Origin of the sequence: Mycobacterium sp. 1245805.9, from assembly GCF_001672915.1 — a bacterium.
Taxonomy (GTDB): domain Bacteria; phylum Actinomycetota; class Actinomycetes; order Mycobacteriales; family Mycobacteriaceae; genus Mycobacterium.
Genome location: NZ_LZKR01000171.1, coordinates 59,087 through 79,142 on the forward strand (window position 1 = coordinate 59,087; position 20,056 = coordinate 79,142).

Sequence of the window (20,056 nt, forward strand, 5' to 3'; positions counted from 1 at the left end):
CGAAACGAATGACGAGGATTTCTGACAAGTATGGCCAAGAAGGACGGCGCCATCGAGGTCGAGGGCCGCGTGGTCGAGCCCCTGCCCAATGCGATGTTTCGCATTGAGCTGGAGAACGGCCACAAGGTGCTCGCCCACATCAGCGGCAAGATGCGGCAGCACTACATCCGCATCCTGCCCGAGGACCGGGTGGTGGTGGAGTTGTCTCCCTACGACCTGTCCCGGGGCCGCATCGTGTACCGGTACAAGTAACCAACGAACGACGAGAACAGGATCGAAAAGCCGTGAAGGTCAACCCCAGCGTGAAGCCGATTTGCGACAAGTGCAGGGTGATCCGTCGGCATGGGCGGGTCATGGTGATCTGCTCGGATCCGCGCCACAAGCAGCGCCAGGGTTAGCGGCGACCTGCTGAACAACTAAATGATGACCTCCCAGCACCACTGAGCGAGTACGTCGCTCATCCACGTCCGGACGGAGGCCGGACCCCGATGACATCGGGAACGGGCTGGGATCAGACCTCCGCTTAGAAAAAGAGGAAACGCCACCTATGGCTCGACTAGTAGGCGTCGATCTCCCGCGCGACAAGCGGATGGAGATCGCGCTGACGTACATCTTCGGCGTCGGCCGTACCCGCGCCAACGAAATCCTGGCCGCCACCGGCATCGACAAGGACCTGCGCACGCGGGACCTCACCGATGACCAGGTGACCCACCTGCGTGACTACATCGAGGCGAACCTCAAGGTGGAGGGTGACCTGCGCCGGGAGGTGCAGGCCGACATCCGCCGCAAGATCGAGATCGGCTGCTACCAGGGCCTGCGGCACCGCCGCGGCCTGCCGGTGCGCGGCCAGCGCACCAAGACCAACGCGCGCACCCGCAAGGGTCCCAAGCGCACCATCGCAGGCAAGAAGAAGGCCAGGTAGAACCCGATGCCACCAGCAAAGAAGGCAGCAGCAGGCCCGAAGAAGGGGCAGCACAAGACCCGCAAGCGGGAAAAGAAGAACATTCCGCACGGCGCCGCGCACATCAAGAGCACGTTCAACAACACGATCGTGACGATCACCGACCCGCAGGGCAACGTCATCGCCTGGGCGTCGTCGGGTCACGTCGGCTTCAAGGGCTCGCGCAAGTCGACCCCGTTCGCCGCGCAGCTGGCCGCCGAGAACGCGGCGCGCAAGGCCCAGGAGCACGGCGTGCGCAAGGTCGACGTGTTCGTCAAGGGCCCGGGCTCGGGCCGTGAGACGGCGATCCGGTCGCTGCAGGCCGCGGGCCTGGAGGTCGGCGCGATCTCCGACGTCACCCCGCAGCCGCACAACGGATGCCGGCCACCGAAGCGACGGAGGGTTTAGTCATGGCTCGTTACACCGGACCCATCACCCGCAAATCGCGCCGGCTGCGCACCGACCTCGTCGGTGGCGACCAGGCCTTCGAGAAGCGTCCCTACCCGCCCGGCCAGCACGGCCGCGCGCGGATCAAGGAGAGCGAATACCTGCTGCAGCTGCAGGAGAAGCAGAAGGCCCGCTTCACCTACGGCGTGATGGAAAAGCAGTTCCGCCGCTACTACGAGGAGGCCGTGCGGCAGCCCGGCAAGACCGGTGAGGAACTGCTGCGCATCCTCGAGAGCCGGCTGGACAACGTCGTCTACCGCGCCGGCCTGGCGCGCACCCGACGGATGGCCCGCCAGCTCGTCACCCACGGCCACTTCTCGGTCAACGGCGTGCGCGTCGACGTCCCCAGCTACCGGGTGTCGCAGTACGACATCATCGAGGTGCGGGACAAGTCGCTGAACACGGTGCCGTTCCAGATCGCGCGGGAGACCGCGGGCGACCGCCCAATCCCGAGCTGGCTGCAGGTGGTGGGGGAGCGCCAGCGCATCCTCATCCACCAGCTGCCCGAGCGCGCGCAGATCGACGTGCCGCTGACCGAACAGCTGATCGTCGAGTACTACTCGAAGTAAAGAACTTTCGGGCCGCCCGGCTCGAAACCCTGCGGCGATCGCAAGCGCGGCGAAGCCGGGCGCAGCGGGTCGACGCAGGAGCAACACAGCGGCATCAAATAGCGGGTGCCGAGAAGGAGAAGAAGAAACACCATGCTGATCTCACAGCGACCCACACTGTCCGAGGAAATCGTCACCGACACCCGGTCCCAGTTCGTCATCGAACCGCTGGAGCCCGGATTCGGTTACACCCTGGGCAATTCGCTGCGGCGCACGCTGCTGTCGTCGATTCCCGGCGCGGCCGTCACCAGCATTCGCATCGACGGTGTGCTGCACGAGTTCACCACCGTGCCCGGCGTCAAGGAAGACGTCACCGACATCATCCTGAACCTCAAGGGCCTGGTCGTGTCCTCGGAGGAGGACGAGCCGGTCACCATGTACCTGCGCAAGCAGGGCCCGGGCGAAGTCACGGCGGGTGACATCGTGCCGCCTGCCGGTGTGACCGTGCACAACCCCGCCATGCACATCGCGACCCTGAACGACAAGGGCAAGCTCGAGGTCGAGCTCGTCGTCGAGCGCGGCCGCGGCTACGTTCCGGCGGTGCAGAACCGCGCGTCGGGCGCCGAAATCGGCCGCATCCCAGTCGATTCCATCTACTCGCCGGTGCTGAAGGTCACCTACAAGGTGGACGCCACCCGTGTCGAGCAGCGCACCGACTTCGACAAGCTGATCCTGGACGTGGAGACCAAGAGCTCGATCACCCCCCGCGACGCGCTGGCGTCGGCCGGCAAGACGCTGGTCGAATTGTTCGGCCTGGCACGCGAACTCAACGTCGAGGCCGAGGGCATCGAGATCGGGCCGTCGCCGGCCGAGGCCGACCACATCGCGTCGTTCGCCCTGCCGATCGATGACCTGGACCTGACCGTGCGGTCCTACAACTGCCTCAAGCGCGAGGGCGTGCACACCGTCGGCGAGCTGGTCAGCCGCACCGAGTCCGACCTGCTCGACATCCGCAACTTCGGTCAGAAGTCCATCGACGAGGTGAAGGTCAAGCTGCACCAGCTGGGCCTGTCGCTCAAGGACAGCCCGGCCACCTTCGACCCGTCGGAGGTCGCGGGCTACGACGTCGCCACCGGCACCTGGTCCACCGAGGCTGCCTACGACGACCAGGACTACGCGGAAACCGAACAGCTGTAAGGCCGTCCGGTGACGATGCGGCCGTGCAGCGGCCGCTGAGGAACCGGACACAACAACTGAAGTCCGTCCCGGCCCTACCTGATACGGGGGTCGGCCCCACTTAGGAGATAGTCGCAATGCCCAAGCCCACCAAGGGCCCTCGCCTCGGCGGGTCGTCCTCGCACCAGAAGGCCCTGCTGGCCAACCTGGCCACGTCGCTGTTCGAGCATGGCCGGATCAAGACGACCGAGCCCAAGGCGCGGGCGCTGCGACCCTACGCGGAGAAGCTGATTACGCACGCCAAGAAGGGCACGCTGCACAACCGCCGCGAGATTCTCAAAAAGATCCGCGACAAGGACGTGGTGCACGCCCTGTTCGCGGAGATCGGGCCGTTTTACGCCGACCGCAACGGCGGTTACACCCGCATCATCAAGGTCGAGGCGCGCAAGGGCGACAACGCCCCGATGGCCGTGATCGAGCTGGTGCGGGAGAAGACGGTGACGTCGGAGGCCGACCGCGCGCGCCGGGTGAAGGCGTCGAAGAAGGCGGCACCGGTGGCGGCAGCGGCGGCGCCGCAGGCCGCGGTCGAGCCCGAGGCGGCGGAGGGTCCGACGGCCGATGACGCCGTCGAGTCCGAGGCCACGGAGGCCACGGAGGCCACCGAAGCCCAGGACGAGGCCACGGAGGCCGAGGCCAAGGCCGAGGAGAAGCATGACGAGGCCGTGGCCGCGCGGGCCGAGGCCGAGGCCGCCGAGGCGGACGACGAGGCTGACGAGAGTTAGCGACCCGGATTTTCAGGTCCGTCTGCGGCTTGACATCGCCTACGACGGAACGGAATTCGCCGGCTGGGCAGCCCAGGCCGGGCAGCGGACCGTCGCCGGCGTCCTCGATGAGGCGCTGACGACGGTCTTCCGCGTTCCGGTCCGGCTGCGCGCGGCCGGGCGCACCGACACCGGGGTCCACGCCACCGGGCAGGTCGCCCACGTCGACGAGGCCGCCGACGCGCTGCCGAACGCCTACCCCCGTTCGCCGCGCCCCGGTGAACCGGAGTTCCTACCGCTGGTGCGCCGGCTCGGCCGGTTCCTGCCCACCGACGTGCGGGTGCTCGAAATCGCCCGCGCCCCCGAGGGTTTCGACGCCCGGTTCTCGGCGCTGCGCCGCCATTATGAGTACCGGCTTTCGACGGCGCCCTACGGCGTGGAGCCACAGGTGGCGCGCTACGTCACCGCCTGGCCACGCGACCTGGACGTCGACGCGATGGCCGCGGCATCGCGAGACCTGGTGGGGCTGCACGACTTTGCCGCGTTCTGCCGACAGCGGGAAGGTGCGACCACCATCCGCGACCTGCAGCGGCTGGACTGGTCGCGCGACGGCGACCTGATCACCGCGCACGTCAGTGCCGACGCCTTCTGCTGGTCCATGGTGCGCTCGCTGGTCGGGGCGCTGCTGTCGGTCGGCGAGCGGCGCCGCCCCACCTCATGGTGCCGCGAATTGCTGTCTGCCACCGACCGGTCCAGCGACTTCGCCGCCGCGCCGGCGCACGGGCTGACGCTGATCGGTGTCGACTACCCGCCCGACGACGAACTGGCCGCGCGGATCTTGATCACGCGGGACCTGCGCACGCCGCGCCGGGACTAGACGCGGCTGGCGACGAAACTCGCGGCCTGGTTGGTCAATCCGGGCACGTAGCCCAGGTGTGCGCTCCATTTGTTGCCGTTGGAGCAGATCGGGTCGCCGGTGTTGCACAGGTCGATGGTCTTGCCGTCGAAATCGGGGGTCAGGGCGCTCATCAGGCCGCCCGCGCGGGCGGACGGATTGCCGAACAGGGCGACGGCGGCGACGTGATTGGCGGCGTCCGCGGGCAGCGGTTGGCGGAAGCCGAAGCCGGCAAGCGGTGCGGCGGTGACGATGTCGATGACGGCCGCGCCCTGGGAGTACCCGCCGAGCACCTCTTTGGTGTTGGGGCAATTGCGGGCCATCTGCTGGATGTGGTTGCTGGCGTCGTTCGCGCCGTCCGCCGCGGCCAGGAAGTCCTTGTTGGCCGGGTAGTTAACCCCGTACGAGCCAACGCTTTTGCGGGTGTCCTGGCGCAGCGAGGACACGAAGGCCTGGCCGACCTTCCCGACGCCCGGCGGCTCGTCGGTGCCCCGGGCGAACACCACCTCGACATCCGGGCACGCCGCCGAGGCCAGCGGCAACAGCTTCGGGACGACGAAAACCGCGACCGCCGCAAGGAATGCGACGGTCAGCCCCAAGCGGATAAGCCTCACACGACGAGGCTACGGGCCCAAAATCAAGCCCCGATAACGATTTAGACAAGCGGCGCTTGAGGATTCGGTGTGTCCGGGGTGTTGGGCGTGACGGGCGCGTTCGGCGACGGCACGGTTCCGGGCACCGACGGGCCGGGGACCGACGGGACGGAGCCCGGGGTTTGCGGGCCGTAACCCGGCGTCTGCGGGTAGGACCCGGCCATCAGCTTGGATGCGACGAAAGACGCGGCCTGCGTGGTGTACAGGGGGACGTAGCCCTCGGTGTGGCCGCTCCACTCGTTGCCCTGCCCCGCGTGGCAGATCGGGTCCTCCGGGTTGCACAGGTCGATCGCCTTGGACCCCAGCAGGGCGCTCGCGACGGGAAGCGAACCGCCGGCGCGGTCGGCTACGTCGCCGAAGGTGGCGACGGCCGCGATGTTCTTGGCGTACTCCGGCGGCAGCGAGTTGCCCCAGTTGATGCCGCCGATCGGGACGCCGGCGACGATGTCCATCACCGACGCGCCCTGCGAGTAGCCGCCCAGCACGATCTTGACGTTCGGGCACTTCGCCACGGCCGCCTTGACGCGGTTGATGGTGTCGTTGGCGCCGTCGCCGCCGTGCAGCTGCAGCTTGCTGGCCGCGTAGTTCACCCCGTAGGTGTCATACGTCAGGCCGGGGGTGTCCTGCTTCAGCGCGTCGACGAACGCGTCGCCGACGCGGCCCATGCCGGGCGGCTCGTTGGTGCCGCGGGCGAAGATGACCTCGACGTTCGGGCAGTCATCGGCGGCCGCGACCGGCATAGCGGGTGGGGACATGAGCAGGCCGGCGGTGGTGAACACTGCAGAAACCCCCGGGCCCACCCAGCGAATTAAACGGTGGGAAGACACGCCGAAATATTACCCGCAGCCAGCAAAGACCGAAATTCGCCGGCCTGTGGATAACCGCTGCGCCCTCCGCCTACCAGCGGCTTAACTGGAACCGGGGAGACGGATTCCACAAATTTGCCGGGGGTATTTTGGACCGTTCGCAGTTGCGCCAGCCGACGACCTGGCTGCAAATCAGCGCTCACCGATTTCTGCTGCGCCGCCTCGAGTGCGCGTTGCTGGGCCGGGATATCCACACCCCGAAGGGGCCCGTGCCCGACGCCGATGGCGTCGCTCGCGGCCGGGTGCCTGCTGGCGGCCATCGCGCTGCTGGGCTGGGCGTTGCCGGGTGTGCTGCGGCAGCACGCGGACCTCGGTGGGGCCCCGGATCGTGATGGGGCAGCAATCCGGGGCGCTGTACGTGCGCGTGGGCGACACCTGGCATCCCGTGCTGAACCTGGCCTCGGCGAGATTGATCGCGGCGATGCCCGAAAACCCGCAGCCGGTGCGCGAATCGGATCTGGCGCGCACCAAACGCGGCCCGCTGCTTGGCATTCCGGGCGCGCCCCAGCTCCTGGGCGAACCGCTGCCGGCGGCCGAGTCGGCCTGGACGATCTGCGATACGGACAACACCGGCGCGACGACGGTCGTCGTGGGGGCCGGTGAGGGATCATCGGTGGGTCGTCTCGGCACCGACCACCTGCTGGTCACGCCCGCATCGGGTTCGCCGGCCTACCTGCTCTACAACGGGCAGCGAGCCGTGGTGGACCTCGCTGACACCGCGCTTGTGCGCGTGCATGTCCCGGCGCTGCAGATCATCACTGAGATTGGCTGTACGCGCTTTGTTTGCCGCCACACCTGGGGCGCTGAGCTATATATGCATCTGGCGCGGGTGTTGGGGTTCGGCACACCAGCCACGTCCTCGAATAACCCCACAAAGCACCGTCGGTCATTCATCGGACAACGTTCTTGCGGGCGGGGCGTCCGCATCGGTTCGGTGAAGTGACGCACGCATGGACGGGCCCTAGGCTGCATGCAATGCGTGACGTCGAGACCATCGATGGCGAGCTTCGACTGCTGAGCCGTGTGTGGCGCGTGGCCCGCGAAATTGGCTGCGCGCCGTCCACCGCGCACCTCGACCAGCTGCTCACCGAGCGAGCGGAGGTCACCGCGGCCGCGCTGCGGCCATGCTCGGCATCAGCCTCGCAAAGAGTGGCGGCGTTGTAGCGTTGTTCATCGGCTCAAGAGGGGTAGCGCTGTTTGTTTTTCACGAACGTGGATGAGCGCGGCACCGCAAAGCAGTTGCGGGCGGTGCGATGCAGCTCCGCTACATAAGCGTCCCAGCACTGATCGCTGAAGCCGGCGGTGATCCGTGGGCGATTAGTCAGAGCCTGCAGGTCGGCCAGCCGTTGCAGATTTCCAACCTGGCCGAAGCCTTTCACGCAGCGGGCCGATGCACTGCCGAGGCCGACGCCGCGTTCGAGCAAGCCCGCGCCCGCTTCGATGCGGCCTGGAACCACCAGGATGGCGACCACCCGATCAACGACTCTGCTGAAGTGCAGCGGACCGTCCAGTCTCTCGGCGCCCAGTCCCTGCAGCTGCCCAAGATCGGGGCCGACCTCGAAAACATTGCCGCCGCACTGGCGGAGGCGCAAAAGAATGCAGCTGGGCAGATCGCAACTCTCGAAGCTCAATTAGAGGAACTCGATAACCTCATCGGCCAAGCCGTCGAGATGGAAAAGAACCCCAACCTCAGCCCGGCTGACAGGGACGCACTCAATGCCTTCATCACCACTTGCGAAGATGACGCCATCCGCGACACCAAGGCCGCGGTAGGCCAGCTTGAGGCGACTCGCAACGGCTACTCGGCCACGCTGCAGAACTCGATGGCTAGCCTGCGCGCTGAGGGATACGACCCCGCGAATATCCAAGCAGTCGAAGGGCCACAGTCACCAGTGCCGGCGCTGCCGGATGACCCGCAGCAGTTCACCCAAGCCTGGAACGCCCTCACACCAGAGCAGAAAGATGCTGAATTTCAACAGAATCCGTTCATCGCCAACCATCCTGGAATGCCGTGGGACCCGCCAGACCACCTCGGCAAGGACCACTACAACCGGCTGGAACTGACATCCTTGGAACAGCGCACCCAAGCCGACGTCGACCGAATGCAAGGCCGTGCCAACGACCTCCTCAACAAGCTGTACATGGGCGACCACAGCCAAGCCACCACCGATGAACTCAACGCGCTCAGACCACAACTGTTGGCTGCCAGACACAGCCTCGACGGCTACAAGACGGTGCAAGCGACCCTGAACCGCAACGACGGCGTGAAGCGCTATCTCGGCCTCATCGATGACAAAGGCCACGCCGCTGTGGCCATCGGAAATCCCGACTACGCCAAACGAAACGCGCTCTTTGTCCCCGGCACCGGCCAAGACATGCCCACCTTCGAGGGCAGCGATCTAAAGTCCCTGCGCATGTACAACGCCGCGATGGCCGCAGACCCCGATCTGAAACCGGGTGATGTCGCGGTCACTACCTGGATGGGCTACGACCGGCCGATGAATCTTTTCGAAGCTGCATCCCCCGATCGCGCCCATGCCGGCGCAGCGGCTCTCGATTCGTTCGAAAGCGGGATGCGGGCATCTCACGTGGGAGCGCCGTCGATCGACACCGTGATTGGACATAGCTACGGCTCAACGGTTGTCGGTGCAGCCGCAACCGGCGGGCACCACCTCGACGCCAACAACGTCATCGGGGTCGGTAGCCCCGGGATGCTCTCGCATCACGCCAGCGACTTAAGCCTTGATCCCGGTGCCACCGTTTACGGGATGAGGGCACGCAACGACATCATCGAAGTGGTGACCGACCTGACCCTCGGGCATGACCCCGCGGCCCAAGAGTTCGGCGGCGCACGATTATTCGCGTCGCCCGGCCCCAGCAGTGACCCGATCGGATTAACGCCCAGCGTCGAAGCCCACAGCAGCTATTGGAGCGAAGGAAACCCGGGTCTACTGAATATGGGCGCGGTGATCGCTGGCGTCCCGCCGCCAAACGTCATCCCCAACGATGGAGGACACTGAGCACCAATGATGCACGTCAGCAGACCACCAATAGCCGCACTAGCGGCAGCCCTCGTGATCGTCGTGAGTGTCGTCGCCTGCAGCCACAACAACCCGCTCGGACCGCCCACACCAACCGGCGCCACCCCACTGGGAGGACCAACCATGGAATCCAAACCACCGCCGCCACCGGGATGGAAGGTGCAGCCCGCGATTCCCACAACCCAGCAGCAGGCACAGGACACGGTGATCGGATACCTAAAGAAGACCCTGCAGGCGCTTCCGCCGGGCATAACCCTGGACGCCAGCCGCTACAGCAGCGGTGCCACAGTCGGCCCGTGTAAGGACACCACCAGCGGTACCTCGCCGATGGAGTTAGCAACAAACGGAGATCTGACACTTCCACCGGGCACTGACTCCGACGCTCTCATCGCCAAGACTGGCGACATCTGGAAAAGCTGGGGCTGGTACGTCTACGAACGCGACGGCTTCTACAAACCCAACCGCTTCGGCTACGCACCCGACGGCTACATCCTGCAAATCATGGCGCGCTCCAAGCCCGGCTATGCCCCCAGCCTCCAAGGCATTTCGCCATGCTTCCCACCCGACATCCCCAATGACCGCAACCCCTTTCCAACGATTCTCACCGCAGAATGATGGCCTGGCAGATAAATCGTCCAAATGTGGCACACGCGCACTGCGCACTAAGCCCCCGCCAGGCCATGCCGAGCCTTACTGCGCCAAGACATGCCTAGACTTGCCTAGCCCGCCGTGGGGGGTCCAGCTTAGTCGGCGCACAACTAAAGTCGGTCCGGAAGCATTTCGTTGTGTTCCCTGTCAGCTAACGACTACCTGCTTAGCGCGAGCGGGTCGCTCAATCCTCGTGGCGCCGTGAGGGCCGAGCTCGACGTCTACCCCGTCGGCGGTTGACCTCACAAAATTTTCCATAAAATCTCGAACGCTCATGTCGCGCACCAGATTAGCGTCGAGAGGACCCTCATCTGAAGCTTGAACGCCACCGGCCATCGCTCGATATAGTGCCGCCCATGACACCCCTTCAGGTGTCGGAAATGCTACCCACACTGCATCAAACACGGACATTTGATCGAGGACCAAAGACATCGGATCGTCGGGAAGGACTAGAACGAGCACGGGTGCACCGGTCGAGGTCACCGCATCGTGAAATTCCTTCAGCGTCACATCGTCAAGGCGCGGAAGTACATCCTGCAGTAAGAGATACCCGCGATTTCGCTCTCGACCGCCGCGCTCGTCCAGCACCGTGCGAAGCCAGATATCGTTGACAACAGGTATTTCGACGTGTTCGACGATCTTTGGTAGGTGGGCCTCGTCGACCCCGAGCACGTCGGCCAAGGCTGCGTGGTAGGAGGCCCGCGCTGCAGGCATCGTTGGGGCGCCGCCGACGCACGACGTCGGCAACGAGTAGTACTGATACAGCGGCTGATATCTGGTATCGCGCGCGTAAATGACCTGCTCGACCATCTAGATGCCTACTGCCTGCTCTGCCTGCTCAAGCGTTAATCCTACGTCCCTGAGCAGGACTCGCCGCACGAGTATTGGATTAACCTCATCACCCGCGTGGAAGTCAAGCGGAAAGCGGCGGCCTTCGTGATTCTCGTAGATCCGGTGACTACCCTTCCCTCGGCGGATAAATATGCAGTGCTCACGCACGATCGCTTCGAGTTGCTCGGTCTTGAGCGAAGGAAACCGCTTTCCCACCAGTGCGCGTCCTGATTCTCGTCTTCGACCAGTGCTGACACCTCGTTAATGCTCGTTCATCCGCCTTGCGGCTTTTTGACGGTACGCGATGACTGCCGACAATGTGAACGCCTCAAATACCGCCGCAGTATGCCTACACCCTCAGATCGCCCCACGGGCGTGGGGCTCGTCTTTGCGCCGCCGCAGCGGTGCCATGATTTAGCGGTGGATCTGCGCCCGCCTCCCGGTGCCGACTACCTGCGGGACTTCACGGCTGCCACGCTCGGTGGGTGGAGCTGGAGCACCCCCGCGGATGCCGATGCGGTGACGATTGACCTGTGGAAGGTGAAGTTCATCGATGCCATGGGCCTGGCGACTATCGCAGCTGTCGCCGAGGACGCCGTAGCCTGCGGACGGTCTGTCAGATTTGTCGCACCCCGGCGAGAAGATGTTTGCCGCTACATGTCTCGCATGCACCTGGGCGAGTGTCTAGCGGAGTTCTGCCCGGACGTGCGCCTGCCGCGCGTGAACGAATGGGATAGGGGTCACCGATTGTTGGAGTTGCACCGCTTCGACGCAAGTAGCGGCGACGACCTCGCCGAACGCCTTTTCCAGGCGCTCCGCGCCGCTGGCAGCAGCGAACAGGACGCTGCGTCGATCTTCAAGGGAGTGTCTGAGGTCGTCAGCAACGTCGCCGAACACAGCGGGGCCGCCGGCGGATGGGCGGCGATGCAGGTCATGCCAAACAACGACGGCCTGATCACCTTCGCCGTGGCAGACGCCGGGGACGGATTCGAATACACGCTGAGCCGGAACCACTGGGTGAGCGGATCCGTTGATGCAATGATGATGGCTTTCGAACGAACAGTGTCGGGAACGGGCGTACCTGGTCGCGGAACCGGGCTCGACGACCTTCACAAGCGCGTCGGGAGGCACCAGGGCCGGCTGCTGGCATGGAGTGGTGACGCGACCGGGCGCAGTTCCGGCGGGACCCTTGAGTGTCGCGAGGCAAACGCTGCCTTCCCGGGAACGGTGATCTACGCTGGACTCAAGCCGCAGCCGAGGGAGGTTGGGACGTGACGGTTTCATTAGAGGCACCGGTGTTGGCCGGCTCTCGCCCGCGCGCGCAGCAAATCCTCACTCAGGTCCCTGTTGACCTGTCGGGCACAGTGGTGCGTTTGCAATGCGATTCGTTGATCGCGGGAGCCGCGTCGTTCGCCGACGAAATCGTGCGAACAATTCTGGTGGACCGACATGCACGGCGGCTTGATATCACCGGCGTTTCTGATCAGGAGTTCGCCGGCTACCTGCGTGAACGCGCCAGGGTATATAACGTCGCGAACCGGCTTCAGGTCCGCTCGTAGTCGCGTAGTTTCTCCGACAGTCTTATGTGCTCGTCGTTGAGCTCCTGAAGCGTCGGGACATTCCTCGCGGTGTCGAGCGGATCACGCGGCTGCCCGTACATCAGGTAGAACTCGGTGAGTTGCTCTCGGTAGCGCGTAGCGGCGTTCCGGAGCAATCCGATATGCAGCATCTGCACCGCCTGGTTGTACGCGCGCAGCGCACCGTGTAGAGGCACGTCGACCGTGGGATTGGTCGGATCGCTCGGATTCGAGGCCGCCGCGGTGACCCATTCGGCATATGCCTTGTCAAGCTGGGTGATCGCGGCGAGCATCCTGTCCACGCACTTCTTTCGCCGATCAGATTCTCGGGTATTGCGCGCCGCCACCTGGGCGCTCAACGCGCCGATCAGCGCGCCGATGAGAGCCGCGCCACCAGAAACCAGCGCCGATCCAATGTCAGGCACCCCAGGATCGTATTTGCCTGACCTTCACTTAGGGAGGTACCTCCCCGTGCTACTGCGTGTCGATGACGGCATCCGATCGCAAAGCACGCGAGCAACGCGCCACGCTCGCTGAGGCGGCAGTATCAGCGGCATCGGATCACACTCCTCGTCTCGCTCACCACACCAGCACGACGGCGTTGTTACCGCCCGTGCACCGGGCGGCTTGCACCGCTCGGCCGTCGCTCAGATGCGCAGTGAACCCGCCGATGCATTCCATGGTGTAGGTGTCTCCGGTGACCGGGGAATAGGCCACAACTCCGGGGCCGCCCTGGACTAGATAGGCCCTGCGCACGTTGTCAGCGAACGCGCATGACGTGACCGTCGTGGCCACTCCTGAATGTCCTGAGGGACAGATAGCGAACATGCCCTGTGTCGGCGGCGCAGGCCCAGCGGCCGCCGAGGGCGGAGCGACCACCGTCACGGTCGATGTCACGGGCGGCGCAGGAGCGGCGATTGTCGACGGCGCCGACGACGAGATTGGCGGAAGCGCCGCGGCAGGGAGCGGGGCGGACGGCGGGGCCGATGGAACCAGCGGTCCCTTGCGCTGGCTCGCCTGCTCGGCGACGAACACCGCTACACCGATCGCGATCGCCAGCGCCAGGCCGCACGCGGCGATCACGACAGCCTGCCGCCATGCTGGTCGCCACGGCTGACTCAGCGCCTCGGTCTCGGGCTCCTCGGACGACCACGCGAACCCCGGGGCCCCTGCACTTTCCGGCAGATCTGCATGAAGGTCTGTGGGTATAGGCGGTACGACGGTGGTCGGCTCACCGCCCGCCCCGATAGCAGTGGGAGGTTCCTGGTTGTCGTCGCTTGAGGTCATATCTGTCTCCTCGAAGTCACAGCTCCGCGGAGCTGTGACTTAGCCGTTCGGAAGGGTCGCATTTTGAAATGCGACCCTTCCGCGGCTTCTTATTCTGCGCCCCGTGAACTGTCTGCGGGAACAGATTCGTCGAGCCCCAGCGCCAGCTCCTCAAGCCGATGCGCAGTCCAAGCAAGCGGCATGGCATAAACACCCCATCGCGTCGGTGATGACGACTAGCCCTGCTGGCGGACGAGTACGTTCGGGCCATCACCGGGGCCAGTCGAAGATCAACAAGCGTCGCACTTCGCGGGTATGTGCCGATTGGTCTTGACGAGTGATGAGGTGGCAATGACGGCTTGGGGCAGGCAAACCGATGAGGCCCCGGTATCGTTGGCGGTGTGGTGCCGCACAACGCTGCTTTGGGACGTGCACTCTTAGGACAGGTCGAGGCGAGATGACTACCGAACCGACACGAAGCGCATCGACTGCGCAGGGCGGTGGTAGGCAGGTGGCGAACCCCTACACCGACAAGACGAATATGTACAAGGTAGCGTTCGAAGAGTCTGTTCGAGCGCTAAAAGACCAAGTTGACGAGCTGTCGAACATCAGGCAAAGAATTGTCAGCTATCTGGCTTTTGTCGGCTCGGCGACAGCTTTCCTTGTGGGATCGAGCCTCAACGCCCCCGGGAGTCGAGATGATCTTTTCTTCTTTCTGGCAAGCGTCGGCACCGCGTTTATGGGTATCACGATTGGTTGTGCGACTGTTTTGTTGCGGCCGAAGTTTACAAAAATCGGCGCCACCGCTAGCGCGCAGACGATCATTACCGGAACGATCGAGCGGCAGGTGAGCCCAATTGAGAGTGAGGCCCACTTCTATCGTGATCTTGCGATATACAATGATCGGGCGGTCGATAAGAACGACGGCAAACTGAAGTGGACACAACGGCTGTACATCACAGCGATCACATGCGGGGCGTTGCAGTTGACCGTGTGGATAGTGCTAGTTTGGCTTCGAGGCTGAACAACGTAGAAATTGTGGGCTAATCGCTGACGCATTGGAGCATCATTGAGCGATCAACCGGACGCAGACCCGCAACAACCTCAGCCAGGCGAGCAGCCAGTTACTCCGCCGATACTCCCGTTCCCGGACCCTTTGCCAGATTATGACCCGGTTCGCGTGAGACCACACGGCCTCGCCCTCCCGTACATACTATCTAGGTACGGAGTTCCGCCCGCTGGGTACGGAAGGCCTTCGTATGGGCGGTCACGGTACGACGTGCCTTTTCCCGAGAGCCTGCTGTGGGCGGTCGAGCAGTACCCAGATGTCCCCCCGTCGATACTCGAAGCATACATAGATGGTGTTATGCACAGGCGCAGAGTTTTTCCGGCGGCCCAAGAGGAGGCTCAGCCGCAGCCTATTCCAGTTGAGATTCGTCTAAAAGATGATCATTACGAAATCAGAGCTGAAATTCCTGGCGTCCGCCGCGACGACATTAAAATGACAGCCACGAGCACATTTCTTATGATCGAAGTTGAGCGGTCTCAAGATGAAGAAGAAGCGACCGGTCACTCCGAATTCTTTTATGGTAGGTTAGCGCGCACCGTTCGGTTCCCAGTAAGCATAGACCGTGCCAACATTAAAGCGACGTACGGCGACGGTATTCTCAGTGTTTCTGTAGCAGCATCGTCGGCTTCATCATCGCCGCTCAATATGAAAATAATCAATATCGAGTAGCGGTCGCTAGCTGGGGATCGCGAGCCGACGCGCTCCCTTACCATTCGAGCGCGATGTTCACCCTACTTGGAGTCAGCGCCCGGACCGCGTTGCTCTACGCGGTGGAACCGAATCAGACCAAACGGCGTCTAACCGAACGTGGACAACGACGAACGCGACGGGCACAGCGGAGCGGCCGCCCACAGACACCTCGACCCGGTCGAGGCGGAAGTGGTCCGAGCCGAAGGGTTCGACCCTGACGACCCCGAGGCCCAAGCTGCGCTAGACCTGGTCCGTTGGGAGCTGGAGCTACTTTCTTGAACTGGTCGTGTCGGTGGCTGGTGGCATAGTCCAACGGTGAAATACTCGTGTCAGCAGAGTCCAGGGATGGTAACTATGGCGACGAAGCGCGCATACACGGCAAAGGACGTGGAGCGTGCATTGCTCCGCGTTGTGTATGACACGAAGCAATACAGTGCCGTGCGGCACCAGGAAGAGCCCGACTTCGTACTTTCCCCCAACGGGAACGGAACTGGGTTCGGTGTGGAAATCACTGAAGTCTACGAATCCGAATCCGACGCCAGACTGCAAAACATCGACGGATACATGCAGGAACTCTGGGATGGGAAGCCGCATAGGCATAGAGACGATATCGAGGTACTGAAAACCGGACCTATCACGCTGCGTGATAAAGACGGCAACGTGAAGGCCACCAATCTTCCTGTCGTAATGATCAATACTACGAACATGCCCTCATTGCCATCTCTTCTCGCGCAGCGAATCCGGCGCAAAGAAACTCGGTTCAGCGAGTATGTGCGGGGTGTAACCCATGTGAATCTGATCATCCACGACAGGACGCATGGCTCGGCTCCGAAGGCGGACGAAGTTTACGACAGTCGGGTGTTCTTGTCCGACTCCGTTAAGTCCGCTTTGAATGCGTCAAAATTTAGCGAGGTGTTTGTAGTCTCAACCGACGCCGACAACAATCAGGTTTACCGCTCGCTACGTGCGCTCGTCGTCTTGGAATCCGGCTATGGTTATCTGCAGTCGATGCGAGAAGCTATTTCCGAACCGGTGGACATGCACGACGACGACATTCATGTGCTGTTTTACGAAACGTGCCGGGGCTTAGGCTTAGATGTCGACTTCGTCAGGGACGAGCAGGCGAGACCCTATGTGTACTTCGGTGGCGTGGGAATCCGATTTGATCCTGAAGGCGTCCGCATTTATGAGGTTAGCAATTTTCCGCCACCCGTCGCCTGCGAGCCTCCAAGCTTCGAGATGCGGGCCGAGAGGGCTGAGAGTCTGATTCAAACAAATGTCGACTTCTTCGCCGATAAGGCATTCTCCTCGGCCTACGGACACCCGCCAGTTACGTCGATATTGGAGACAATCCGGGCTGCGAGCGCCTAGTCGACATCTGTAATCCCGAGCGGCTCTCTGAGCCGCTGACCCTCGACCGACGTAAACTCGATTTCATCGTCGAAAATCTCGATACCTGCGATGCCCTTTTCCGGCAGCGCAGTGAACATCTGCTGCCATCTGGACACGGCTCCGCTCGGATTCACCGGCTGAGTCAACGTCTCGATGTCGCCGAGGTCGAGCCTGAGCTGACCCTGCTTGGACTCCAGCCGCACGCCCATCGAACGGCGCCAGAGTCACTTACGACGCGAAGGCTTCGAAACCTCCCAGCTGCGGGCGAGGTGATCGGGCATGTCGAACGACGCGCGCACGCCACCCCGCTCTAACTCGAAAGCAGTCTCCAACAGTTCGCGGCCGAAATCCTCGGCTATTTCCTTGACGAAGTGGTAGCGCGGCAAGGCGCGGCCGATCAGGCTCAGGACGTTGGTGGAGAACCAGTCGGCGACCCGCGCGAGCTGTTCGAGTTCACGTCGGTGATGCAAAGGCGGCACCAGCAGCAGGTCGGCGGTTTTGTCGCCGATCAGGTGGCGGATCAGTGGGGGGATCGTCTTATCGAAAGTCTGGGTGGGCGTGAGTTGGTCGAGTAGCGCGAGGAGCGCGCGGGTCATGTGCTGCCCCTCGGGTGACGCCGTGAAGCGCCGTCGCTTGATGGTGTCCAGCAGCGCGTTGGCCTCGGTCGCGTTGTGCGGACGCATCTCGTCGACCACACCCATCAGGTGGCCGATGACGGTCCAAAGGTGTAGGTACGCGTCGATCTCCTTGGGGGACAAGGGCACACCGAGGGCTCGCAGCGGGTCGCCGACCACATACCAGAAAGACAGGATGGTCGCGGCCATGTCCTCCTGGTTGATCGGTACGCCCCAATCGCGGTAATTCCACATGCCGGGGTGCTTAGCGGCGCGGTCCTCGATCAGGTGACGCACCGCGGCGTGCATCAGGCGGACGTGTTGGATGGCGCGCAGGCCCTTGCCGTTTGTATTGAGGCCGCCGACGGTGCACACGTCGATCAGGAACTGGCCGGTCTCCAGCACACGCCGGCGTGCATCCGTGTCCAGCTGGGCGGTCAGGTACAGCACCTTCACGGCATCACTGTCCGCGTACGCCGACGGGAGCGACGCGCAGAACAGGCAGAGCGTGATGAACAGCCCGTACTCCTCGAACACCTCCTGTCCCTGCTTGATCTTGGCCGCGTCGGCCCAATCGGGAAGGGATAGCGAAGTTTTCAGGTAGCCCCGGAGCTCCTTTGGCAAATCCGTTGGCGCCGGCTGGTCGTTGCGGACGAGCGTCCGCATGATCCGATTGACCTCGTTGACGTCCCGTTTAAACACTTTCTTGACCACGTCGTCGGCCCGCTCATCACCCACCTGTCGGATGCGATTCAGGTCTTTGTTTGTCCATCTGGAGCTTCCATTTGCGCCCGCCATGCGCACAGCATTGCAGATTTTGCGCTGTTGGCGAAGCCCCAATCTGCGATGAGTATTGTTAGAAAAGCGATGCGATGCCGGCCCAAAGCAGATGCGCCGCACCAAGAAGTTATCGATCGGCGCCGAGACCGTAACACGGTGGGGTGCATAGTTTTCACGTACTCTTTTTAGATTCTTGTCGCCACCAATTTGCACCCGTGTTATTTGGCCCCGATTCGCGAGGATGGACACGATGGTCGACGTCAATGACGAATTCATGCACGAGCCCGGGCCGCACCCGGATTGGCAGGAAAGCTTCTTTTTCAGTTGGTTCGACGCCGAGTCGGACGCGGTGGGATTGGCGCGTATCGGATATCGGCCCAGCAATCACACCGCCGACGCGATCCTGTACACGATGCGCAATGGCCGTGTCGAGGGCGGCTACGCCAGGCTGCACGCCCGCTACGCCGGCACCCCGGCTCCCGACCACCTGAAGGTGGGGGCTCTGGAGTTTCAGATGATCGAACCGATGTCGAAGTGGCGGCTATCGCTTCAGGGCCGCCACGAGGTGGACCTGACCTGGACCGCGCTGCACGCGCCGTTCGATTACCACGCCGAGGCGCCGCCCGGGGCGTACCTGCCGTCGGGCATCGCCGACACTCACATGGAGCAGTCCGGGTGGGTCACGGGCCGGGTGACAATCAACGGCGCTTCCTACCCGGTCGACGGCCTCGGTCAGCGAGACAAGTCGTGGGGCGTCCGACGGTGGGGCCGGATCGAGCGCTGGGACTGGAACACGGTGCTGCTCAGCCCCGACTTCACGATGAACTGCACCCACCTGTTCGAAGATGGCCGCGCCTACCCGACCGGCTACATCTTCCACGACGGCGCCTGCCACGCGGTGGCGCAGTTGACCGTGGACCACGAGTGGTCCGGCCATCAGGTTCCCTGCGCCTCGCGGATGGTGGCCACCGACGTCAGCGGTTTGCGGCTCGAGATTCGCGGGCGCGTCATCGCCCAATCTTGCTTGTGGAAAAGGGGTTTGGTGATCCAGGAGTCCGCGACACGATTTGAGACGGTTGTCGACGGTCGACCGTTCACCGGTCTTGGCATCACCGAGCACGCCTGGCACGCCGGCGTGGTGGGCTCGCTGCGGGTGCTGCCGCGGATGGGGCCGGCGGCGCGGATGGTCATGCCCTGATCAGGGCATCGCCTCCGCCCAGGCGATATGCCCGGCAAACTCCAGCGATCTCGCCATCTCGGTGTAGCGGTTCTTCAAGTCCGCGTACGCGGTGGCGTCGCCGCGGGCCTGCGCCACAAGGGCTTTCAGTCGCAGCAGCCAGATGTCGCGCATGGCCAACCCGTCGGTCGGCATTGCCGCCAATCGCTCGATCGCGGCCTCGGCTTCGGCGACGTCGGCTTCGGTCCCGCGGTCCAGCAGCGTTTCCACCAGCACACCCGTCCCCGCGAAACCCCAGGCCCCGGACACCTGCTGTCCCTCGCGGAACAGATCGTTGACGGCGGCGCGCACGAGCGATACGGCCTCGTCACGATCTCCGGCGCGAGCCCGCTCCCGAGCCACGTACGCGTTGACGATCGGCACTTCGCCCAGGTTTTGTCGCTGGCGCCGGAACACGTCGCTGAGTTCCGCCAGCAGCTTCTCGCCGCGCTCGCGGTCGGCGGCCGTCGGGCGGTGCGCGAGACCGAGGATGCCCTGCGGATCGTCGAGCGATCCGGTGACGACGTCGCGTTGGCCTTCACCCAGATGGCACCCGGCGTGGCGCTGGTGCACCGCCCGACGGCCGCCGACCGCGAGCGCGGCGAGAAGCTGCTGGCGGAACTCAGCGACGTGTTCCGGCGCCAGC

The 20,056-nt window shown here is 63.9% G+C and carries 27 protein-coding genes and 1 pseudogene; 19 read left to right on the plus strand and 9 right to left on the minus strand.

Annotated features, from left to right (window positions below; all coding sequences use genetic code 11):
- Window positions 1–30: 30 nt before the first annotated feature.
- The 8 genes from infA (at window position 31) to truA (ending at window position 4,749) form a co-directional block, all read left to right on the plus strand.
- Window positions 31–252: a translation initiation factor IF-1 gene (gene infA / locus A9X00_RS23450; RefSeq protein ID WP_003418601.1), complete on the plus strand. Its 222-nt coding sequence runs from the start codon at window positions 31–33 to the stop codon at window positions 250–252.
- A gap of 32 nt (window positions 253–284) precedes the next feature.
- Complete coding sequence (gene rpmJ / locus A9X00_RS30175) at window positions 285–398, plus strand: 50S ribosomal protein L36 (RefSeq protein ID WP_003879483.1); 114 nt, start codon at window positions 285–287, stop codon at window positions 396–398.
- A 149-nt stretch (window positions 399–547) separates the two neighbouring features.
- Window positions 548–922: a 30S ribosomal protein S13 gene (gene rpsM / locus A9X00_RS23455; RefSeq protein ID WP_066907568.1), complete on the plus strand. Its 375-nt coding sequence runs from the start codon at window positions 548–550 to the stop codon at window positions 920–922.
- 6 nt (window positions 923–928) lie between these two features.
- The gene (gene rpsK, locus A9X00_RS23460) at window positions 929–1,348 is read left to right on the plus strand and encodes a 30S ribosomal protein S11 (RefSeq protein WP_067158883.1); all 420 of its coding nucleotides are present in this window, start codon (window positions 929–931) and stop codon (window positions 1,346–1,348) included.
- 2 nt (window positions 1,349–1,350) lie between these two features.
- Window positions 1,351–1,956, plus strand: a complete 606-nt coding sequence (rpsD, locus tag A9X00_RS23465; RefSeq protein ID WP_067158884.1) for a 30S ribosomal protein S4 — start codon at window positions 1,351–1,353, stop codon at window positions 1,954–1,956.
- 132 nt (window positions 1,957–2,088) lie between these two features.
- Window positions 2,089–3,132, plus strand: coding sequence for a DNA-directed RNA polymerase subunit alpha (locus A9X00_RS23470; protein WP_066933861.1), 1,044 nt, complete (start codon window positions 2,089–2,091; stop codon window positions 3,130–3,132).
- Between the two features lie 116 nt (window positions 3,133–3,248).
- A complete protein-coding gene (gene rplQ, locus A9X00_RS23475) occupies window positions 3,249–3,893 on the plus strand; it encodes a 50S ribosomal protein L17 (protein ID WP_067158887.1) in 645 nt (214 codons plus the stop codon).
- Window positions 3,823–4,749 (plus strand): tRNA pseudouridine(38-40) synthase TruA, encoded by a 927-nt coding sequence (gene truA / locus A9X00_RS23480; protein WP_082975453.1) that lies wholly within the window; start codon window positions 3,823–3,825, stop codon window positions 4,747–4,749. Before rplQ ends, truA begins: the two co-directional genes overlap by 71 nt.
- Here the strand turns inward: truA and A9X00_RS23485 are convergent.
- Both A9X00_RS23485 and A9X00_RS23490 read right to left on the minus strand, forming a co-directional pair.
- The gene (locus A9X00_RS23485) at window positions 4,746–5,366 is read right to left on the minus strand and encodes a cutinase family protein (RefSeq protein ID WP_082975454.1); all 621 of its coding nucleotides are present in this window, start codon (window positions 5,364–5,366) and stop codon (window positions 4,746–4,748) included. The genes truA and A9X00_RS23485 overlap by 4 nt on opposite strands.
- Window positions 5,367–5,422: 56 nt before the next feature.
- On the minus strand, window positions 5,423–6,247 hold the full coding sequence (locus A9X00_RS23490) for a cutinase family protein (RefSeq protein ID WP_067158889.1): 825 nt from the start codon (window positions 6,245–6,247) through the stop codon (window positions 5,423–5,425).
- 143 nt (window positions 6,248–6,390) lie between these two features.
- On the opposite strand from A9X00_RS23490, the gene A9X00_RS32585 reads away from it, so the two are divergent.
- From A9X00_RS32585 to A9X00_RS23510, 5 genes are all read left to right on the plus strand, one after another.
- The gene (locus A9X00_RS32585) at window positions 6,391–6,618 is read left to right on the plus strand and encodes a type VII secretion protein EccB (protein ID WP_304441572.1); all 228 of its coding nucleotides are present in this window, start codon (window positions 6,391–6,393) and stop codon (window positions 6,616–6,618) included.
- Window positions 6,618–7,229: a type VII secretion protein EccB gene (locus tag A9X00_RS32590; protein WP_067158890.1), complete on the plus strand. Its 612-nt coding sequence runs from the start codon at window positions 6,618–6,620 to the stop codon at window positions 7,227–7,229. Before A9X00_RS32585 ends, A9X00_RS32590 begins: the two co-directional genes overlap by 1 nt.
- A gap of 32 nt (window positions 7,230–7,261) precedes the next feature.
- On the plus strand, window positions 7,262–7,450 hold the full coding sequence (locus A9X00_RS23500) for a hypothetical protein (protein ID WP_067158891.1): 189 nt from the start codon (window positions 7,262–7,264) through the stop codon (window positions 7,448–7,450).
- An 89-nt stretch (window positions 7,451–7,539) separates the two neighbouring features.
- Complete coding sequence (locus A9X00_RS23505) at window positions 7,540–9,306, plus strand: alpha/beta hydrolase (protein ID WP_067158892.1); 1,767 nt, start codon at window positions 7,540–7,542, stop codon at window positions 9,304–9,306.
- Window positions 9,307–9,450: 144 nt separating this feature from the next.
- Entirely contained in the window at window positions 9,451–9,942 is a 492-nt protein-coding gene (locus A9X00_RS23510; protein WP_232006908.1) for a hypothetical protein, read from the plus strand.
- 180 nt (window positions 9,943–10,122) lie between these two features.
- Here the strand turns inward: A9X00_RS23510 and A9X00_RS23515 are convergent, their stop codons facing one another.
- The gene (locus tag A9X00_RS23515; RefSeq protein ID WP_067158894.1) at window positions 10,123–10,785 is read right to left on the minus strand and encodes a hypothetical protein; all 663 of its coding nucleotides are present in this window, start codon (window positions 10,783–10,785) and stop codon (window positions 10,123–10,125) included.
- Complete coding sequence (locus A9X00_RS32830) at window positions 10,786–11,022, minus strand: type II toxin-antitoxin system HicA family toxin (protein ID WP_197515244.1); 237 nt, start codon at window positions 11,020–11,022, stop codon at window positions 10,786–10,788. It lies immediately after the preceding gene.
- A gap of 204 nt (window positions 11,023–11,226) precedes the next feature.
- On the opposite strand from A9X00_RS32830, the gene A9X00_RS23520 reads away from it, so the two are divergent.
- Together A9X00_RS23520 and A9X00_RS23525 are read left to right on the plus strand one after the other, a co-directional pair.
- Complete coding sequence (locus A9X00_RS23520) at window positions 11,227–12,081, plus strand: hypothetical protein (RefSeq protein ID WP_156772250.1); 855 nt, start codon at window positions 11,227–11,229, stop codon at window positions 12,079–12,081.
- A complete protein-coding gene (locus A9X00_RS23525; RefSeq protein WP_067158898.1) occupies window positions 12,078–12,365 on the plus strand; it encodes a hypothetical protein in 288 nt (95 codons plus the stop codon). The genes A9X00_RS23520 and A9X00_RS23525 overlap by 4 nt, the downstream gene beginning before the upstream one ends.
- Here the strand turns inward: A9X00_RS23525 and A9X00_RS23530 are convergent.
- Window positions 12,350–12,808, minus strand: a complete 459-nt coding sequence (locus A9X00_RS23530) for a hypothetical protein (protein ID WP_156772251.1) — start codon at window positions 12,806–12,808, stop codon at window positions 12,350–12,352. The genes A9X00_RS23525 and A9X00_RS23530 overlap by 16 nt on opposite strands.
- 154 nt (window positions 12,809–12,962) lie before the next feature.
- Window positions 12,963–13,670 carry a hypothetical protein gene (locus tag A9X00_RS30930; protein WP_156772252.1) on the minus strand — a complete coding sequence of 236 codons (708 nt, stop codon included), beginning with the start codon at window positions 13,668–13,670 and terminating at the stop codon, window positions 12,963–12,965.
- Between the two features lie 436 nt (window positions 13,671–14,106).
- Here A9X00_RS30930 and A9X00_RS23540 point away from each other — a divergent pair, with 436 nt between their 5' ends.
- The 3 genes from A9X00_RS23540 to A9X00_RS23545 all read left to right on the plus strand — a co-directional run bounded on the left by A9X00_RS23540 (window position 14,107) and on the right by A9X00_RS23545 (window position 16,779).
- Window positions 14,107–14,673: a hypothetical protein gene (locus A9X00_RS23540; protein ID WP_156772253.1), complete on the plus strand. Its 567-nt coding sequence runs from the start codon at window positions 14,107–14,109 to the stop codon at window positions 14,671–14,673.
- A 255-nt stretch (window positions 14,674–14,928) separates the two neighbouring features.
- Entirely contained in the window at window positions 14,929–15,387 is a 459-nt protein-coding gene (locus A9X00_RS30185; RefSeq protein ID WP_082975456.1) for an Hsp20/alpha crystallin family protein, read from the plus strand.
- Window positions 15,388–15,762: 375 nt separating this feature from the next.
- On the plus strand, window positions 15,763–16,779 hold the full coding sequence (locus tag A9X00_RS23545) for a hypothetical protein (protein WP_156772254.1): 1,017 nt from the start codon (window positions 15,763–15,765) through the stop codon (window positions 16,777–16,779).
- Here A9X00_RS23545 and A9X00_RS23550 read toward each other — a convergent pair.
- A complete protein-coding gene (locus A9X00_RS23550) occupies window positions 16,776–17,009 on the minus strand; it encodes a hypothetical protein (protein WP_067158906.1) in 234 nt (77 codons plus the stop codon). The genes A9X00_RS23545 and A9X00_RS23550 overlap by 4 nt on opposite strands.
- A 15-nt stretch (window positions 17,010–17,024) precedes the next feature.
- On the minus strand, window positions 17,025–18,212 hold the full coding sequence (locus A9X00_RS23555; RefSeq protein ID WP_197515245.1) for an oxygenase MpaB family protein: 1,188 nt from the start codon (window positions 18,210–18,212) through the stop codon (window positions 17,025–17,027).
- A 232-nt stretch (window positions 18,213–18,444) separates the two neighbouring features.
- Between A9X00_RS23555 and A9X00_RS23560 the strand changes: the two genes are divergently transcribed.
- On the plus strand, window positions 18,445–19,392 hold the full coding sequence (locus tag A9X00_RS23560; RefSeq protein WP_156772255.1) for a hypothetical protein: 948 nt from the start codon (window positions 18,445–18,447) through the stop codon (window positions 19,390–19,392).
- On the opposite strand, the pseudogene A9X00_RS31470 reads toward A9X00_RS23560, so the two are convergent.
- A pseudogene (locus A9X00_RS31470) lies at window positions 19,393–20,056 on the minus strand (hypothetical protein); the annotation flags it as partial.

What these genes read in the sequence shown, in the direction of transcription:
- A9X00_RS23545 (WP_156772254.1), top strand. Translation starts at nt 15,763, where the DNA reads ATGGCGACGAAGCGCGCATACACGGCAAAGGACGTGGAGCGTGCATTG.
- A9X00_RS32590 (WP_067158890.1), top strand. Translation starts at nt 6,618, where the DNA reads ATGGGGCAGCAATCCGGGGCGCTGTACGTGCGCGTGGGCGACACCTGG.
- A9X00_RS23540 (WP_156772253.1), top strand. Translation starts at nt 14,107, where the DNA reads ATGACTACCGAACCGACACGAAGCGCATCGACTGCGCAGGGCGGTGGT.
- A9X00_RS23550 (WP_067158906.1), bottom strand. Translation starts at nt 17,009, where the DNA reads ATGGGCGTGCGGCTGGAGTCCAAGCAGGGTCAGCTCAGGCTCGACCTC.
- rpsD (WP_067158884.1), top strand. Translation starts at nt 1,351, where the DNA reads ATGGCTCGTTACACCGGACCCATCACCCGCAAATCGCGCCGGCTGCGC.
- A9X00_RS23555 (WP_197515245.1), bottom strand. Translation starts at nt 18,212, where the DNA reads ATGGCGGGCGCAAATGGAAGCTCCAGATGGACAAACAAAGACCTGAAT.
- A9X00_RS23500 (WP_067158891.1), top strand. Translation starts at nt 7,262, where the DNA reads ATGCGTGACGTCGAGACCATCGATGGCGAGCTTCGACTGCTGAGCCGT.
- A9X00_RS23515 (WP_067158894.1), bottom strand. Translation starts at nt 10,785, where the DNA reads ATGGTCGAGCAGGTCATTTACGCGCGCGATACCAGATATCAGCCGCTG.
- rpsK (WP_067158883.1), top strand. Translation starts at nt 929, where the DNA reads ATGCCACCAGCAAAGAAGGCAGCAGCAGGCCCGAAGAAGGGGCAGCAC.
- A9X00_RS23560 (WP_156772255.1), top strand. Translation starts at nt 18,445, where the DNA reads ATGGTCGACGTCAATGACGAATTCATGCACGAGCCCGGGCCGCACCCG.
- rplQ (WP_067158887.1), top strand. Translation starts at nt 3,249, where the DNA reads ATGCCCAAGCCCACCAAGGGCCCTCGCCTCGGCGGGTCGTCCTCGCAC.
- rpsM (WP_066907568.1), top strand. Translation starts at nt 548, where the DNA reads ATGGCTCGACTAGTAGGCGTCGATCTCCCGCGCGACAAGCGGATGGAG.
- infA (WP_003418601.1), top strand. Translation starts at nt 31, where the DNA reads ATGGCCAAGAAGGACGGCGCCATCGAGGTCGAGGGCCGCGTGGTCGAG.
- A9X00_RS30930 (WP_156772252.1), bottom strand. Translation starts at nt 13,670, where the DNA reads ATGACCTCAAGCGACGACAACCAGGAACCTCCCACTGCTATCGGGGCG.
- A9X00_RS23505 (WP_067158892.1), top strand. Translation starts at nt 7,540, where the DNA reads ATGCAGCTCCGCTACATAAGCGTCCCAGCACTGATCGCTGAAGCCGGC.
- truA (WP_082975453.1), top strand. Translation starts at nt 3,823, where the DNA reads ATGACGAGGCCGTGGCCGCGCGGGCCGAGGCCGAGGCCGCCGAGGCGG.
- A9X00_RS23470 (WP_066933861.1), top strand. Translation starts at nt 2,089, where the DNA reads ATGCTGATCTCACAGCGACCCACACTGTCCGAGGAAATCGTCACCGAC.
- A9X00_RS23510 (WP_232006908.1), top strand. Translation starts at nt 9,451, where the DNA reads ATGGAATCCAAACCACCGCCGCCACCGGGATGGAAGGTGCAGCCCGCG.